Genomic DNA, 15109 nt, shown 5'->3' with positions numbered 1-15109 from the left:
CCATGCCGACCAGCCAGTCCCGCGTGCTCGAACTGCTCGAAGCACCGCCTGCCCGGACCACCGGCGACTACCTGGACCTGCTCGGCGACCGCGCGCAGGCCGGCCCGCCGACCGGGCCGGCGCAGCGGTTGATGAGCGTGGGCCTGGTGTCCGCGGTCTACGAGCGGTACTGGCGGCCGGGGCTGGGCCGGATCGCGAAGGGCCTGACCGGCCCGAGCATGGCGGGTGAGGTCGACCTCGCCACCGACTTGCTGCGGTTGCGGCCCGGACAGGTGGTGCTCGACGTGGCGTGCGGGACCGGCCGCTTCACCAGGGCGTTCGGTGAAGCGGCCGGTCGCACCGGGCTCGCCGTCGGCCTGGACGGCTCGCGCACGATGCTGGCGCGCGCCGTCCGGGCCGGCGGTCCCGAATCGGTCGCCTACCTGCGAGCGGACGCCGTGCACCTGCCCCTGCGGCCGTCCACTGTGGATGCCGTGTGCTGTTTCGCCGCACTGCACATGTTCGCCGATCCGGACGCCGCGCTGGATTCCTTCGCCTCGGTGCTGAAGCCGGGCGGGCGGCTGGCCCTGCTGACCAGCGCGCGGCACACCTGGCAGCCTCTGCGCGGCCTGGACGAGTTGATCGGCCTCGCCAGCGGCCAGCGTATGTTCGACCGCGGCGAGATCGGGGCCAAGCTGCGCCGACGCGGGTTCACCGAGATCAGCGAGCGCTACTCCGGCGTCACCCAGATCGTCGGCGCCACGCGGATTAGCATGCGGGAATGACGGCTCCCCACCACGCTAGCCCCAGCCAGCCCGACGAGGCCTACCTCCGCGCGATCGTCGCCGACACCGCGGACGCGGTCGCCGCCGCCGAACCACTCGGCTCGCCGCACCAGGGCGTGCCCGAGGAGATCCGCACCGAGGTCAGCGGCCTGATCGACGACCTCGCGCAGGACCTCGTGGCGCTGAGCCAGGACCTGCACGCGCACCCGGAGGAAGGCTTCGCGGAGACGCGGTCGGTGCGGGCGCTCGCGGAACTCCTGCAGAACCACGGTCACCAGGCGACCGTCGGCGTCGGCGGGCTGGACACCGCCCTCGGCGCGACCGTCGGCAGCGGCGGCCCGCACATCGCGCTGCTCGCCGAGTACGACGCGCTGCCGGGCATCGGCCACGGGTGCGGGCACAACATCATCTGCGCCACCGCAGCCGGTGGCTTCCTCGGCGCGGCGGCGGTCGCCGAGCGCCTCGGCGGCCGGGTCTCGCTGTTCGGCACACCGGCCGAAGAAGGCGGTGGTGGCAAGGAAACCATGGCCAGGGCCGGGGTCTTCGACGACGTGGACGCGGTGCTCATGCTCCACCCGTTCAGCCACGACATCGCGATGCACCCGTTCCTCGGCAGGCGGCAGCTGGAGATGGTCTTCCACGGGGTCGCCGCGCACGCCTCGGCGCAGCCGTTCATGGGCCGCAACGCGCTCGACGCGGCCGTGGCCGCCTACCAGGGCGTGGCGGCGCTGCGCCAGCACCTGCCCGGCACCGATCGCGTGCACGGCGTGTTCACCGACGGTGGCGCCCGGCCGAACGTGGTGCCCGATCGCGCGGCGCTGCTGTTCTACCTGCGTTCCGGCCGCCCGGAGACGCTGCGCGACCTGGCGGAGCGGATGACCGCGATCGCCAGGGGCGCGGCCGAACTGACCGGTTGCGGAGTGGAGCTGACCTGGGACGAGCAGCCGCCGTACCTGCCGATCCGGTTCAACAGCGCGCTGGCCGGGCGGTGGGCGGTCAACCAGGAGGGTTGCGGCCGCAAGCCGTTGCCGACCGGCATCGTCCCGGAGTTCCTCACCGGCTCGACGGACCTGGGCAACCTGAGCTACCGGATGCCGGCCATCCACCCGATGCTCGCCGTCTCCGAGCCGACGGTCGCCTTGCACACCAAGGAGTTCGCCGCGGCCGCCGCTTCGCCGGCCGGGGACCGCGCGGTGGTCGACGGAGCACTCGGGTTGGCACTGACCGCGGCGGACTACCTGGCCGACGCGAACTTGCGGGAAGCGGTGGCGGAGGAGTTCGCGGCGGCGGGTGGCGCGCTGGACGTACCCGCTTTCTTCGCCTGAACACAGGGTTTTCTCAGCTGATTCTTCTCAGAAAAGACCCCGGGCAATCCACAGGTTGCTCACAAGCTCGGGCGCGAACCTGGGTGCATGGACGAGAACCGGCAGAACCCGTTGTTCACCCCGCAGCAGCACGAGCAGCCAGCCGCGACGCCGTTCTACCCGGCGCCCCCGGCGCCCGCGCGCCAGCCGAAACGCCTCGCCGTGCTGGTGAGCGCGGCCGCCGTCGCCGCCGCACTGGTCGGTGGCGTCGGCGGGGCCACGCTCGTCGGCCTGACCGACGGCGCCCCGGCGAGCACCACCACCAGCGCGGTGGGCACCGCCACCGGCCAGACCGTCTCGAACTCCGGGGCGGACGTCAGTTCCGTCGCGCAGCAGGTGCTGCCGAGCGTGGTGCAGGTCAACGTGACCACCCGCGAGGGCGAGGCGATCGGCTCCGGGGTCGTCCTCTCGTCCGACGGCCGGATCCTGACCAACGCGCACGTGGTCGAAGGCGCCGGCGGGGACGTCACGATCACCCTGTCCGACGGCACGAAGTACCAGGCGACCGTGCTGGGCTCGGACAGCAAGGCCGACATCGCGGTGCTGCAGGCGAAGAACGCGAGCGGGCTGACCGCGGCCAAGCTCGGTGACTCGAGCCAGGTGCAGGTGGGGTCCGAAGTGGTGGCCATCGGGTCGCCCGCCGGTCTGCAGAACACGGTGACCTCGGGCATCGTGAGCGCGGTCGGGCGTGAGCTTTCCGATGTGGGGCAACAGGAACAGCAGCAGTCACCGATCGGGCGGACCAGTTCGCAGCAGGGGCCGAGCTACACCGCGATCCAGACGGACGCCTCGATCAACCAGGGCAACTCGGGTGGGCCGCTGGTCAACGCGAACGGCGAGGTGATCGGGATCAACTCGTCGATCTACTCGCCGTCTTCGGGCGGGAGCGTGGGGATCGGGTTCGCCATCCCGATCAACGACGCGGTCAAGATCGTCGAAAGCATCGAACAGGGCTGACCGAGGGGGTGGGGAGAAGCGGGTGGATCGCGACGGGGGCGGTCCACCCGCTTTCTCACGCCGGTGGCTTCTTCAGCTCCGGGTGGACAGCGACGACGAGGTGGTGCGTGCGGCCACCTTCGGCGGAGTCGTCGTGGTACTTGGAGACCAGGGAGGTGACCGCTTCGGCGAGTTCTTCGGCGAAGGCGGCCCGGTCCGCGGCGGAGGCGAAGCGGACGTCCCCGTCGATGGTGAAGGTGGCCAGCTTCTTGCCCGCCCGCTGGGCGCCGGTGAGCAGCTCACCGACGTCGCGGACCAGGCGCGAGGCCACCGCGAGCAGCCACCGCGCGGACAGCCTGTCCGGCGAATGGCTCGGATCGGGCTCGACCGCGCCCAGCACGCTCGGCGAGATGACGTAGGAGGACGCCGTGGCGCGCAGCACCCGCTCGGTGACGTTGCCCTTGCGGCGCTCCTCCACCAGCGAGATCAGCCCGTGCTGCTCCAGCGAACGCAGGTGGTAGTTGATCTTCTGCCGGGCCAGGCCGAGCTTCTTGGCCAGGGTGGTGGCCGAGCCGGGCTCGGCCAGCTCGGCGAGCAGCCGGGCGCGCATCGGGTCCAGCGACGCGCCGGCGGCCTCGGCGTCGTCGATCACCGCGATCTCGTTCATCCGCCCACGGTCTCACCGACAAGTTTTCTTGTCAATCGGCGAGCTCGTAGTCGAGGTCCAGCGTGTGGCTGCCGTCCTCGTGCTTGGTGACCATCGCCGAGCCGGTGATCCCCGCCAGTTCGCCGACCCCGGAACCGGGCAGGATCTTCAGCTCGAAGCTGTCGTCGAACGCCGCGTGCTGCACTACGAAACCGCCCTTGCGCCCGTCGATCGACACGCTGAACCGCTCGAACGCCACGTACGCCTGCGCGGATCCGCTGATGGCACTGAGCATGGTGACCGAACTGGTGCCCTCCACCGCACCGGTGAACGTCTTGCTCAGGCGCACCTGACCCAGTTCGGCGCCCTCGGCCTCGTCGAGCGACGACGGCTCCCAGGTGTCCACGGTGAAGGCGGCGGTGATCTTCGGCATGGCTGCTGCTCCCTTGTGTTGTGCTCCGCGGGCAGCCTGGCAGGGATACCTGACAGCCTGTGTCAGGCTTTCGCGGCGTCTTGATCACCACCAACCACCTCGCGGCACGCGGAACCGCAGGTCGCGCCCGCGAAAGTGCCCCGGAAGAGTTAGGGTGCCCGGGTGAACGATCGTCTTGTCTGGATCGACTGCGAGATGACGGGCCTCGACCTGGCCAAGGACGCCTTGATCGAGATCGCGGCCCTCGTCACCGACGCGGAGCTGAACGTCCTCGGCGAAGGTCTCGACCTCGTCATCCACGCGGACGAGGAAGCACTCGCCAACATGCCCGACGTGGTCCGCGAGATGCACGCCCGGTCCGGGCTCACCGAGGAGGTGCGCCGGTCCACGGTCACCCTCGAGGAAGCCGAGCAGCAGGTGCTCGACTACGTCCGGGCGCACGTGCCGGAGCCGAACACCGCTCCGCTCGCCGGGAACTCCATCGCCACCGACCGCGGCTTCATCGTGCGCGACATGCCCGCGCTCGACGCCCACCTGCACTACCGGATGGTCGACGTGTCCTCGGTGAAGGAACTCGTCCGGCGCTGGTACCCGCGGATCTACTACGCCAAGCCGGAGAAGGGCCTAGCCCACCGCGCACTCGCCGACATCAAGGAATCCATCGGCGAACTCGACTACTACCGGCGCGTCGCGTTCGTGCCACAACCCGGGCCCACCACGGAACAAGCCCGCGCGGCAGCCGCCGAAGTGCTGAAGCGGCCCCGCGGATAACCCGCTTGAGGGGCACGCTAGGATGGTTCCAGTCGAGGTGATCGCCAGAACGCCTCGCACGGTGGGTGTAGCTCAGCTGGCAGAGCACCTGGTTGTGGTCCAGGAGGTCGCGGGTTCAAGCCCCGTCACTCACCCCGAGTGCCCCAGCGTGGTCAGGGACTTCGTCCCTTCCCCACGCTGGGGTTTTGTTGTTTTTTCGGGGGTCGGACCCCCGGGCCCCCGCCAGGGGGCGGAGCCCCCTGGACCCCCATGCAGTGGTCGGCTTCTGCTCCCGGCGGTCGGCTTCTGCTCTTGGTAGTCACCAAAACACACGTGAAGGGCCCCGCACCGGGGATGTGGTGCGGGGCCCGTCGCGTGTGGGGTTAGTTCTTTTGGCCGCCGGACTTCCAGTCGTCCCAGGACATCTGCCAGACGGACCAGCCGTCGGTGGCGGCGAGGGTCTGCGGGCCGCCGTTCAGGACGGTGATGATGTCACCCTTCTTCGAGGTGTCCATCAACCACTTCGCGTTCTCGGTGGACAGGTTGATGCAGCCGTGGCTGACGTTGCGCTTGCCCTGCGAACCCACCGACCACGGCGCCGAGTGGTAGAAGATGCCGCTGTTCGACATGCGGACCGCGTACTGCACGAAGGTGCGGTACCCCGCCGAGCTGTCCGTCGGCACGCCGTAGGTGCTCGAGTCCATCGTGTACCCGTTGTGCTCGCTCATCACCGTGTAGTTGCCGTTCGGCGTGCTCGAGGACTTCTTGCCCATCGAGATCGGCATGACCTTGGCTTCCTGGTCGTTGATCGACACCTTCATCTGGAAGGTCCCGCCGTCGGCCACCGCCACCAGCTTGTCGCCGATGGTGAAGTTCGCCGCGCGGTCCTCCTTGCCGTAGGTGCCACCGCCCAGGTTCTTGCCGTACACCGCCGCCTTCACCGAGACCTTGGTGCCCGAGGGCCAGTAGTCCTTCGGCCGCCAGATCACCGAGGTGTCGCTGAACCAGTGGAACGCGCCCTCGACCTGCGGCTCCGACTTGACCTCCAGCGCCTTCTCGGCCGCGGCCTTGTCGGTCACCTTCATGCCGAAGGTGAAGATGATCGGCATGCCGACACCGACCGTCTCGCCTTCCTGCGCGTTGATCGACACGGTGGTCTGCCTGGCCGGCTTCGCGGTGTTGAAAGCGGAGGTCGAAGTGGACGGCTGGCCGTTGGTTCCGGTGCCGGTCGCGGTCAGGGTGTAGCTCTTGCCGTAGCCGAGCGGCTCGCTCGACACCCAGCCGGCGCCGTCCGGCGCGAGCTGGCCCGCGACGGGCTTGCCCTCGGCGTTGATCAGCTTGACGTCGTTGATCTTGCCGTCGGTGGCGTTGACCCGCACCGGTTCACCGGGGGCCACGTCCGCCGCGCCCTGGGCCGGGGTCAGCGCCAGCGAAACCGGCTTCGGCGGGGCCGTCGAGGTCTCTTTCGGGGCATCTTGGCCCCCAGGACCGGGTTCGGCACCCGGCGAGGATGTACAACCCGAGATGATGAGTCCGGCCGCGACCGCCAGCAGCGACAACCGCACTCCGGAACGCCCCGTAATCGGGCGACGCCCCACTCCGCCCCGACCGCTCATGGAAGACCGTCCATTTCGACTAGAAGAATGCCCCAAGTGTCCGGCTACAGTGTGCCCGACCGGGTTCCGGCGTGTGTGCGGGACCGCTGAACTGGGTCGAACTCGCTTCGGGGGACCCCCGCGAAGGGGCTCAGAACCGCGTGCTAAAGTTTCTCTCGTTGGTGCGGGAGAGCAGGAAACCCGCCCGGCGCCATTAGCTCAATTGGCAGAGCAGCTGGCTCTTAACCAGCGGGTTCGGGGTTCGAGTCCCTGATGGCGCACTTCCGGAAAACCCCAGGCGGCTTTGTTGCGGCCTGGGGTTTTTTCGTCCCCGGTGTCCACAGTGGAGGTGCTGGTGATCCCGACGCACACCGCGGCCGAGGCCGCCGGGGCGGAGGTGGCGGTGCTGCCGATCGGCAGCCACGAACAGCACGGGGAGCACCTGCCGCTGGCCACGGACACGGTGATCGCCTGCACGATCGCGGAGGCGGTGGCGGCCGCGCACCCGGTGCTGCGGTTACCGCCGGTCACCATTTCCTGTTCCCACGAGCACGCCGCCTGGCCGGGCACGGTCAGCATCTCGGCGACCACGCTGTTCCACATCGTCGACGACGTGGCGACTTCGCTGCGGGCGAGCGGCATCGAGAAACTGGTGCTGATCAACGGGCACGGCGGCAACTACGTGCTGAGCAACATCGTGCAGCAGTCGGCCGGGCTGGCGCTGTTCCCCAGCTCCGAGTGCTGGGACGACGTGCGCGCCGCGGCCGGGCTGGAAACCAGTGCCTACAGCGACATGCACGCCGGTGAGCTGGAGACCTCGATCCTGCTGCACGCCCACCCGGACCTGGTCCGCCCCGGCTACGAGACCGCCGACGAACTCGCCGAGGACCGGCGCGACCTGCTCACCCTGGGCCTCTCCGCGTACACCGAGAGCGGGGTGGTCGGCAGGCCGTCACTGGCGACCGCCGCCAAGGGCCGGGACGTGCTCGACCGGCTCGTCGAGGCGTTCGGGGACTGCCTCGACGCGCTCGAGCGAAGCCGGAGCCGCTGATCGGCGTGAGCCGAACGCCAGCACTCCGGCACCGGGCAGGCTGGCCACCGCGCTCAACAGGCCGTACACCACGGCCACGGTCAAACCCTGCGCCGCGCCGAGACCGGCCACGCCGAAGGTCAGCGCGGTGACGCCTTCGCGCGGACCCCAGCCGCCGACGTTGACCGGCAGGCCCATCGCCAGCAGTGCCAGCAGGAAGATCGGCAGCAGCTGGGTGATCGGGGCGTCGGTGCCCGCCACACGTGCGGCCACCAGGAACAACGTCAGGTGCCCCGCCAGCGCGGCCGCGGAGAAGCCCAGCACCCCCGGCCAGGTCCGCCGGGACAGCAGCCCGGTGCGCAGGTCGGCGACGGTGGCGGCGGTGCCGCGCCGCCACTTCGACCCGCTGTCCGCCCACCGCCGGGCCACCACCGGCGCGACGGCGAGCAAGCACAGGACCACCGGCACCAGCGCGATCCCGATCGTGGTGATGACCTCGCGGGCCTGCGCGGGGACCAGCGTCGGCTGCGCGGTCAGGACGGCGACCCCGGCGGCGATGAGCACCACCTGACCGCCGGTGCGTTCGAGCACCACGGCCCGCACCCCGCGACCGACGTCACCTTCGTCCTTGCCGTGCCGGACAGCGCGGTGCACGTCGCCGAGCACTCCCCCGGGCAGCACCACGTTGAGGAACAACGCGCGGTAGTACGACGCGACGGCGGCACCGAGTGGCAGGCGCAGGCCCAGGCTGCGGGCGATCAGCACCCAGCGGGAGGCACTGAACACGGTGGTCAGCAAGCCGATCCCCAGCGCGGTGGCCACCGCGGACACGGTCACCGCGCGCAGCCCGTCCAGCAGGGCGCCGGTGCCGAGCTGCCAGCACAGGAATCCGAGGAGTGCGGCTCCCGCGAGCAGGCGAGCCCACGTCCAGAGCACGCGCTTGCCCGCATCGGGCAACGCGGGTGTGTGCACTGCGGCGGTCATCGTCCACCCTCCTCCCGCCGCGGCGGTGCACCCCGGCACCCAGCACCACGGGAGGTGCCGCCGGACGGTTCAATCGCGTTCGGCCTGCCGCAGCAGTTCGAGGAGCTCGGCGTGCAGCGCGGGCCCCACCGCGATGGTCGCGGCCGAGTCGACGGTGTGCTCGCTGCCGTCAGAGTCGAGCACCAGGCCACCGGCTTCACGCACGAGCAGCACGCCGGCGGCGGTGTCCCACGGCAGGTTCGACAGGATCACCGTGCCCGCCAGCTTGCCGTGCGCGACCCACGCCAGGTCGATCGCCGCGCTGCCGAGCATGCGGATCCGGTGCGCCCGCGCGCCGAGCCGGGCCAGCAGGCCCAGCCGCACGCGGTTCTTCTCCTCCGCGCCCTCGCCCACCGCGAAGTCGCCGACCGAGAGCACCGCGTCGGACATCCGGTCCACGTCGGCGATCCGGATCGGCTGGTCGCCGGCGAACGCGCCACCGCCTTCGACCGCGGTGTAGCGGGTGCCGAGGAACGGCAGGTCGATCGCGGCCAGTACCCCGCGCCCGCCGTCCACCAGGCCGAGCGCGACCCCGCACAGCGGGATGCCGTGCGCGAGGTTCGAGGTGCCGTCCACCGGGTCCAGCACCCACCATCGGCCATCGGGCCCGCTGTGGCCGTGTTCTTCGCCGAGGAAGCCGATTTCCGGGGTTTCGGCGGCCAGGAACTCGCGGACCGCGTCCTCCACCGCGAGGTCGACGTCGGTGACCAGATCGCGATCACCTTTGAGCGTCACGGTGTCCGGAATGCGGGAACCGATGATCCGCGCGGCCCGGTCGAGGGCTTCGGCCGCCACCGGTTCCAGGTGTGCCTGCTCACCCATCAGCTGCTGGCCCGGCCGGCCAAGCCGTTCACCACGGAATCGAGGTGCGGCAGATCGTGGCCGAGCCGATCCCGTTTCGCGGTGAGGTAACGGATATTGTGATCGGTCGCCTGGATCAGCAATGGTACGCGGGCGGAAACTCCGATTCCGGACGATTCCAGTGCGTCGATCTTGCCGGAGTTGTTCGACAACAGCTCGACCGTGCGCACACCGAGGTATTTGAGCACGCGCGCGGCGGGACCGAAATCACGGACGTCCACCGGGAGGCCGAGCGAGGTGGCCGAATCCACGGTGTCCAGTCCCTGTTCGTCCTGCAGCACGTGCGTGCGCACCTTGGCCACCAGCCCGATCCCCCGGCCCTCGTGTCCACGCAGGTAGACCAGCACACCGCGGCCCCGCTGCACGATCATGTCCAGTGCCGCGCCGAGCTGGTCCCCGCATTCGCAGCGCTTCGCCGAGAAAATGTCACCGGTGACGCATTCGGAATGGACGCGGACGAGGACGTCCTCTTGCTGCCACAGCTCACCGAGCACCAGTGCGAGGTGTTCGTCGCCCGAATCCCGGAATGCGACCGTGCGGAATTTGCCCCGGCTGGTCATGAGATCGGCTTCGGCGATGTCCTCGAACTCGATGGCATGATCGCGCATCAACAACAACTCCTCATCATCACTCCAGCCCCGGCTACACGCTAACCAAGATCGGGGATGGCGTCCACGTGTTCGATCACTTCGGCGGCAGTACCAGTAGGTCTTGGTGGCGCACGGCGACGCGCAGCTCACCGGCCGCGCACGAAGCCAGCCGCTCGCGCAGGTAGCGCCCGGCCGCGGGGGCGAGCGCGGGTTCCTGTTCGACGGCCGCGCCCACCCAGCCGGTGAGCCACTCGGCCGCCAAAGCGGCCTCCGGCGCACCCAGCCGCCAGTCGCTCGCGGCGACCCGGACGGTGGCGCCGTGCCTGCCGAATGCTTCCGCGGCGACCGCCACGCTGTCCGGCCCGAGCAGCGGCCTGCCCTGTTCGACCCGCCGCTGGTGTGCGTTGAAGGCGGCGGTCAGGTCGGCGTCCAAGGGATCGGCCGGCGTCAGTTCGACCTCGCCGAGCACGGAGAGCGTCAGCAGTGCGGGCACACCCGCGCAGGCCGTGGCCAGTGCGGCGACCTCGTCGACGGTCAGCAGGTCGAGCAACGCGGACGTGGTGACCAGCGAGGTCCCGGCGAAATCGGCCGCGCTGAGGTTCGTCACGTCACCGCGTGCCGTGCTCACCGTGACGCCTTCCGGCATACGGCCGGCGGCTTCGGCCAGCAGCGCGGGGTCGCGGTCGTGCAGGGTCCAGTGCTGCGGGCCGGGCAGCTTTCCGGCCAGCCACCTGGCCATCGATCCGGTGCCGCAGCCCAGGTCGCGGATGTGCAGTGGCGCGGTCAGGCGCTCCAGCAGCGGTTCCAGCAGTTCTTCCGCGCGGGCGGCGGCGTCGGCCGGTTCCCGCAGTGCCAGCCATTCCGTCGAGAAACTCATGCGTGCTCCAGGATGTGGGCGAGCTTCCTCGCGGTGTGGTCCCAGCCGGCGAGCGTGGCGCGGCGGGCGTAGGCCGACTCGCGCAGCCGCTCGCGCAACGGGCCGTCGGTGAGCCACGAACGCAGTGCCTTCGCCAGTTCTCCCGGGTCGGGTGGCACGAGCAAGCCGGGCACGCTCCCGTCCGACGCGGTGCCGACCGTGTCCGGAATGGCCTCGACGTCGGTCGCGAGCACGGGGATGCCGCGGGCGAGCGCTTCGGTGATGACCATGCCGAAGGTCTCCGCGCGGGAGCTCAGCAAGACCAGGTCCGCCCGCTCGAACTCGGCGGCCAGTTCCGCCCCTGATCGCGGTCCGGACAGGGTGATCCGCTCATCGAGGCCGCGTTCGGTGATCAGTTCCGCCACCTCGGCGGCATAGGCGGAGTCGCGTGAGGTCGTGCCGACGCACCGGCAGTGCCAGTCCAGGTCGGCGACCTGCGCGAGCGCCTGCACCAGCAGGTCCTGACCTTTGCGCGGGGTCACCGCGGCCGGGCAGAGCAACTGCCGCACACCATCGGAGCCGGAGGCGATCGGCGCGAGGTCCGTGCCCGGCGGCACGGCGCTGACGTGCGCGAGGCCGTGGTGGCAGGCGAGCTGCCGCGCGGCCCAGTCACTGGTCGCGACGACCGCGGTCACCGCGTGCAGGGTGGTTCGTTCGAGACGGTCCAGCGCGGGGTGCTCCACCATCAACGGCAGGTGCATCAACACGATCAGCCGCAGCCGGCCGGCGTGCGGGATGATGATCTCGGGCACGCCGCACGCGACGAGCCCGTCGAGCAGCACCAGCGCGCCCGCCGGCAAGCTGGTGAGCAAGCTCGCCAGACGGTCGCACGCCTCGTCGTCCGGCTCGGGCCAGCTGCCGACGAGCGCCGATTCGTGCACCCGCCAGCCCAGCTCACGCAGGCCGTCGCAGACCCGGCGGTCGTAGTTGTTGCCTCCGCTGGGCACCCGCGGGTCGTCGACGTCGCCGGGCAGCACGACGTGGACCGTGCTCACAGCGAGCGCTCGTAACTCGCCCACGCCACATGGGATTCGTGCAGGGTCACGGTGATCCCGCCCAGCCCGCGCGCGCCTTCGCCCAGCGCGCCCGCGTGCACCTTGTCCGCCAGGCGGTCGGCGATCACCTTCGCCAGGAACTCGGTGGAGGTGTTGATCCCGGCGAACTCCGGCACCTCGTCGAGGTTGCGGTAGTTCAGCTCGCCGAGCACGGCACCCAGTTCCTCGGTGGCCAGGCCGATGTCCACGACGATGTTGTCCGCGTCCAGTTCGGCTCGCCGGAAGGTCGCGTCCACCACGAAGGTCGCGCCGTGCAACTGCTGCGCCGGGCCGAACACCTCACCGCGGAAGCTGTGGGCGACCATGATGTGGCCGCGGACGTTCACACTGAACAAGGCTCACCCTCCTGGGTAGACGATGCGGTGGCACAACGCCGGCAGGTCGCCGGCGGCCAGCCGGGGCAGCACCTCTGGCAGCTCGCCGAAGGGGCTTTCCCCGGTGATCAGGGCGTCGAACCGGGCGTCGGCGAGCAGGTCCAGCGCCAGCGCCATGCGGTCCGCGTAGGAGTTGCGGGTGCGCCGAGCCGGGGACACCACCCCGACCTGGCTGCCGCGGATGGTCAGCCGCCGCGAGTGGAAGAACTCCCCCAGCGGCAGGGAAACCCGGCTTTCGCCGTACCAGCTCAGCTCGACGACCACGCCGTCGGTGGTGAGCAGTTCCAGCGAGCGCGCCAGCCCGCGTTCGGTGGTGCTCGCGTGGATCACGAGATCGTTGTCCCCGGCGGCTTCCTCCGGTGTGGCGAAGTCGACACCCAGCGCGTCGGCCACGCTCGCGCGCGCCGGATCGGCGTCGACGAGCTGCACCCGCGCACCGGGGAACCCGGCCAGGATCGCGGCCACCGAGCAGCCGACCATGCCGCCGCCGACCACCGCGATGCGGTCGCCGACCTGCGGCCCGGCGTCCCAGACCGCGTTGACCGCGGTCTCCACCGTGCCCGCCAGGATCGCGCGCCCCGGCGGGACGGTGTCCGGCACCGGGGTCACCGCGGTCGCCGGGACCACGTAGGCGGTCTGGTGCGGGTAGAGGCAGAAGACGGTCCGGCCGCGCAGGTGCGCCGGGCCCTGTTCGACCACGCCGACGTTGAGGTAGCCGTACTTCACCGGCGCGGGGAAGTCGCCGTCCTGGAAGGGCGCCCGCATCACCTGGTGCTGGCTTTCGGGCACCTGACCGCGGAAGACGAGGGTCTCGGTACCGCGGCTGACCCCGGAGAAGAGGGTACGGACCAGCACCTCGTCCTCGCCGGGTGGCGGCACGTCGACCGGCCGGAGTTCGGCCTCCCCCGGGGCGCGGAGCCAGAAGGCGCGGTGCATGGTCCTCCTCGGTTCGAAGATCGCCTCGCCAGGATAGGCCGCGAACGGCGGGTCCGGCCCGGCTTGAACCGTTCGACCCCGTGGTACGTGGACTGGGTGACGGGTTGAGGGAGGACCGATGCACACGACTGCGTTCCCACTGGGCCGCGAGGCGGCGGGCTGGCTGCTCGGACAATTGGTGGTGCTCACCACACTCGGCGGGCACGTGGGCGCCGGGCCGGTGGCCTGGCTGGCCGCGGCCGCCTACACCGCGGTCATGTGGGGTGCGCTCACGACGGCCTTCGGCTCGCCGTGGGACCTCGGACCGGCGAACCGGGTCACCGTCGGGCGAGCGGCGCTCGTCGGCGGTGTGGTGCTGCTCGTGGCCGAAGCCGTGGTGACCGGGTCGACCGCGCACACCGCGTTGCTGGTGGTCCTCGCCTCGGTCGCGCTCGCGCTGGACGCGGTGGACGGCCAGGTGGCGCGGCGCACCGGCAGCGAGTCGGCGCTCGGCGCCCGGTTCGACATGGAGGTCGACGCCTTCCTGATCCTGGTGCTCAGCGTGTCGGCGGCCGTGGTGACCGGGCCATGGGTGCTGGTCATCGGTGCGATGCGGTACCTGTTCGTCGCGGCTTCGTGGTTCGCGTCGTGGCTGCGGGCGGAACTGCCGCCGAACCTGTGGCGCAAGGCGGTGTGCGCGGTCCAGGGTGTCGTGCTGCTCGTGGTGACCGCACGGGTGCTGCCGGACCTGCTTTCCGTGGTCGTCGCCGCGGCGGCGCTCGCCGCGTTGCTGTGGTCGTTCGGCCGCGACACCGGACGGTTGTGGCAAGGGCGCGCGGCCGTTGCCGGTGCCCGGCACGGCCGGGAATTCCCGCCTAACCTTTGGACATGGGGACCCGCCGAGTGCGCACACCGGATCGCGAGGACCTGAACCGCGCCTGGCGCACCATCTCCGCCGGGCTCGCCCCGACGCCGCTGGTCGCGGGCGACGACGGGATCTCGCTGAAACTCGAGTCCCTGCAACCGACCGGCGCGTTCAAGGTCCGCGGTGCGCTCAACGCGTTGACCGCGCTGCCCGAGCACGTCGTCCCGGTGACCGCGTCCGCGGGCAGCCACGGTCTCGGGGTCGCCTACGCGGCCAAGTTGCTCGGCCGCCGCGCCACCGTGGTCGTCCCCGGCAACGCCTCACCGGCCAAGGTCGCCGCGCTTCGCGGGTTCGACGTCGAACTGGTCGAAGTGGGCACTTCCTACGACGACGCCGAACGGCATGCATTGGAACTCGCCGCGAATGGCGCGCATTTCCTTTCGCCGTACAACGATCCGGATGTGATCGCGGGTCAGGGCACGATCGGCGGCGAACTCGACGAGCAGGTTTCCGGGCCGATGACCGTGGTGTGCCCGATCGGTGGTGGCGGGCTGGCGTCCGGGCTCGGGTTGTGGGCGGCCGGGCGAGAAGACGTTCGGATCATCGGGGTCGAAGCCGAGCGCTCGACCGCGGTGTCGGCGAGCGTTCGCGCGGGCCGGGTGGTCGGCGTCCCGATCGGTGAGACCATCGCCGACGGCATCGCGGGCGGGGTGGAACCCGGCTCGGTCACCGTCGGACTGGTCGCCGCGCACGTGCACGAACTGGTCACCGTCACCGAAGCGGAAATCCGTGCGGGTATGCGGTACCTGCTCGCCGGGCGCGGCGTGGCCGCCGAGGGCGCCGGAGCCACGGCGGTGGCCGCTTTGCTTGCGGGCAAAGCGGAATCGCGCGGCACGACGGTCGCACTGGTCACCGGGCGCAACATCACCCTGCCCGCGCTCACCGCCGCCGTGCATTAATACGCAAGAAAGCTTGGGTCTTCCTTAAGCGCT

17 protein-coding genes and 2 tRNA genes are annotated in these 15109 nt (G+C 70.7%); 9 read left to right on the top strand and 10 right to left on the bottom strand.

The annotated features are described in order from the left end of the window. The first annotated feature begins 2 nt into the window (after positions 1–2). The 3 genes from L3Q67_RS18545 (at position 3) to L3Q67_RS18535 (ending at position 3085) form a co-directional block, all read left to right on the top strand. The gene (locus L3Q67_RS18545; RefSeq protein ID WP_499190676.1) at positions 3–764 is read left to right on the top strand and encodes a class I SAM-dependent methyltransferase; all 762 of its coding nucleotides are present in this window, start codon (positions 3–5) and stop codon (positions 762–764) included. Then, positions 761–2089: a M20 family metallopeptidase gene (locus L3Q67_RS18540; protein WP_499190675.1), complete on the top strand. Its 1329-nt coding sequence runs from the start codon at positions 761–763 to the stop codon at positions 2087–2089. The genes L3Q67_RS18545 and L3Q67_RS18540 overlap by 4 nt, the downstream gene beginning before the upstream one ends. A gap of 87 nt (positions 2090–2176) precedes the next feature. Beyond that, on the top strand, positions 2177–3085 hold the full coding sequence (locus tag L3Q67_RS18535) for a S1C family serine protease (protein WP_499190674.1): 909 nt from the start codon (positions 2177–2179) through the stop codon (positions 3083–3085). Between the two features lie 55 nt (positions 3086–3140). On the opposite strand, the gene L3Q67_RS18530 is transcribed toward L3Q67_RS18535, so the two are convergent. After that, positions 3141–3731: an ArsR/SmtB family transcription factor gene (locus tag L3Q67_RS18530; protein ID WP_499190673.1), complete on the bottom strand. Its 591-nt coding sequence runs from the start codon at positions 3729–3731 to the stop codon at positions 3141–3143. Positions 3732–3762: 31 nt separating this feature from the next. Beyond that, positions 3763–4143, bottom strand: a complete 381-nt coding sequence (locus L3Q67_RS18525; RefSeq protein WP_499190672.1) for a DUF3224 domain-containing protein — start codon at positions 4141–4143, stop codon at positions 3763–3765. A 162-nt stretch (positions 4144–4305) separates the two neighbouring features. Between L3Q67_RS18525 and orn the strand changes: the two genes are divergently transcribed. Continuing rightward, positions 4306–4914 carry an oligoribonuclease gene (gene orn / locus L3Q67_RS18520; RefSeq protein ID WP_499190671.1) on the top strand — a complete coding sequence of 203 codons (609 nt, stop codon included), beginning with the start codon at positions 4306–4308 and terminating at the stop codon, positions 4912–4914. 61 nt (positions 4915–4975) lie between these two features. Further along, positions 4976–5048, top strand: a tRNA-His gene (locus L3Q67_RS18515). Positions 5049–5276: 228 nt separating this feature from the next. On the opposite strand, the gene L3Q67_RS18510 is transcribed toward L3Q67_RS18515, so the two are convergent. Beyond that, positions 5277–6509: a L,D-transpeptidase gene (locus tag L3Q67_RS18510; RefSeq protein ID WP_499190670.1), complete on the bottom strand. Its 1233-nt coding sequence runs from the start codon at positions 6507–6509 to the stop codon at positions 5277–5279. A 187-nt stretch (positions 6510–6696) separates the two neighbouring features. Here L3Q67_RS18510 and L3Q67_RS18505 point away from each other — a divergent pair. Both L3Q67_RS18505 and L3Q67_RS18500 read left to right on the top strand, forming a co-directional pair. Then, positions 6697–6769: transfer RNA gene (locus L3Q67_RS18505), tRNA-Lys, on the top strand. 68 nt (positions 6770–6837) lie between these two features. Beyond that, positions 6838–7539, top strand: a complete 702-nt coding sequence (locus tag L3Q67_RS18500; protein WP_499191571.1) for a creatininase family protein — start codon at positions 6838–6840, stop codon at positions 7537–7539. On the opposite strand, the gene L3Q67_RS18495 is transcribed toward L3Q67_RS18500, so the two are convergent. The 7 genes from L3Q67_RS18495 to L3Q67_RS18465 form a co-directional block, all read right to left on the bottom strand. Continuing rightward, positions 7441–8502 carry a lysylphosphatidylglycerol synthase transmembrane domain-containing protein gene (locus L3Q67_RS18495; protein ID WP_499190669.1) on the bottom strand — a complete coding sequence of 354 codons (1062 nt, stop codon included), beginning with the start codon at positions 8500–8502 and terminating at the stop codon, positions 7441–7443. The genes L3Q67_RS18500 and L3Q67_RS18495 overlap by 99 nt on opposite strands. Before the next feature lie 69 nt (positions 8503–8571). Beyond that, positions 8572–9363 carry an inositol monophosphatase family protein gene (locus L3Q67_RS18490; RefSeq protein ID WP_499190668.1) on the bottom strand — a complete coding sequence of 264 codons (792 nt, stop codon included), beginning with the start codon at positions 9361–9363 and terminating at the stop codon, positions 8572–8574. Next, a complete protein-coding gene (locus tag L3Q67_RS18485; RefSeq protein ID WP_499190667.1) occupies positions 9363–10010 on the bottom strand; it encodes a GTP cyclohydrolase II in 648 nt (215 codons plus the stop codon). The genes L3Q67_RS18490 and L3Q67_RS18485 overlap by 1 nt, the downstream gene beginning before the upstream one ends. Before the next feature lie 76 nt (positions 10011–10086). Beyond that, complete coding sequence (locus tag L3Q67_RS18480; protein ID WP_499190666.1) at positions 10087–10869, bottom strand: class I SAM-dependent methyltransferase; 783 nt, start codon at positions 10867–10869, stop codon at positions 10087–10089. Further along, entirely contained in the window at positions 10866–11903 is a 1038-nt protein-coding gene (locus L3Q67_RS18475; protein WP_499190665.1) for a glycosyltransferase family 4 protein, read from the bottom strand. Before L3Q67_RS18475 ends, L3Q67_RS18480 begins: the two co-directional genes overlap by 4 nt. Beyond that, positions 11900–12298, bottom strand: a complete 399-nt coding sequence (locus L3Q67_RS18470) for a 6-pyruvoyl trahydropterin synthase family protein (protein ID WP_499190664.1) — start codon at positions 12296–12298, stop codon at positions 11900–11902. Before L3Q67_RS18470 ends, L3Q67_RS18475 begins: the two co-directional genes overlap by 4 nt. 3 nt (positions 12299–12301) lie before the next feature. Beyond that, positions 12302–13273, bottom strand: coding sequence for a zinc-dependent alcohol dehydrogenase (locus L3Q67_RS18465; RefSeq protein WP_499190663.1), 972 nt, complete (start codon positions 13271–13273; stop codon positions 12302–12304). Positions 13274–13391: 118 nt separating this feature from the next. Between L3Q67_RS18465 and L3Q67_RS18460 the strand changes: the two genes are divergently transcribed. Together L3Q67_RS18460 and L3Q67_RS18455 are read left to right on the top strand one after the other, a co-directional pair. Continuing rightward, positions 13392–14183 carry a CDP-alcohol phosphatidyltransferase family protein gene (locus tag L3Q67_RS18460; RefSeq protein WP_499190662.1) on the top strand — a complete coding sequence of 264 codons (792 nt, stop codon included), beginning with the start codon at positions 13392–13394 and terminating at the stop codon, positions 14181–14183. Beyond that, entirely contained in the window at positions 14141–15076 is a 936-nt protein-coding gene (locus L3Q67_RS18455) for a threonine ammonia-lyase (protein ID WP_499190661.1), read from the top strand. Before L3Q67_RS18460 ends, L3Q67_RS18455 begins: the two co-directional genes overlap by 43 nt. The last annotated feature ends 33 nt before the right edge of the window (positions 15077–15109 follow it).

This window comes from Saccharothrix sp. AJ9571 (genome assembly GCF_021725495.1).
Lineage (GTDB): Bacteria > Actinomycetota > Actinomycetes > Mycobacteriales > Pseudonocardiaceae > Amycolatopsis > Amycolatopsis magusensis.
This window is presented reverse-complemented; position numbering and strand designations above follow the sequence as displayed.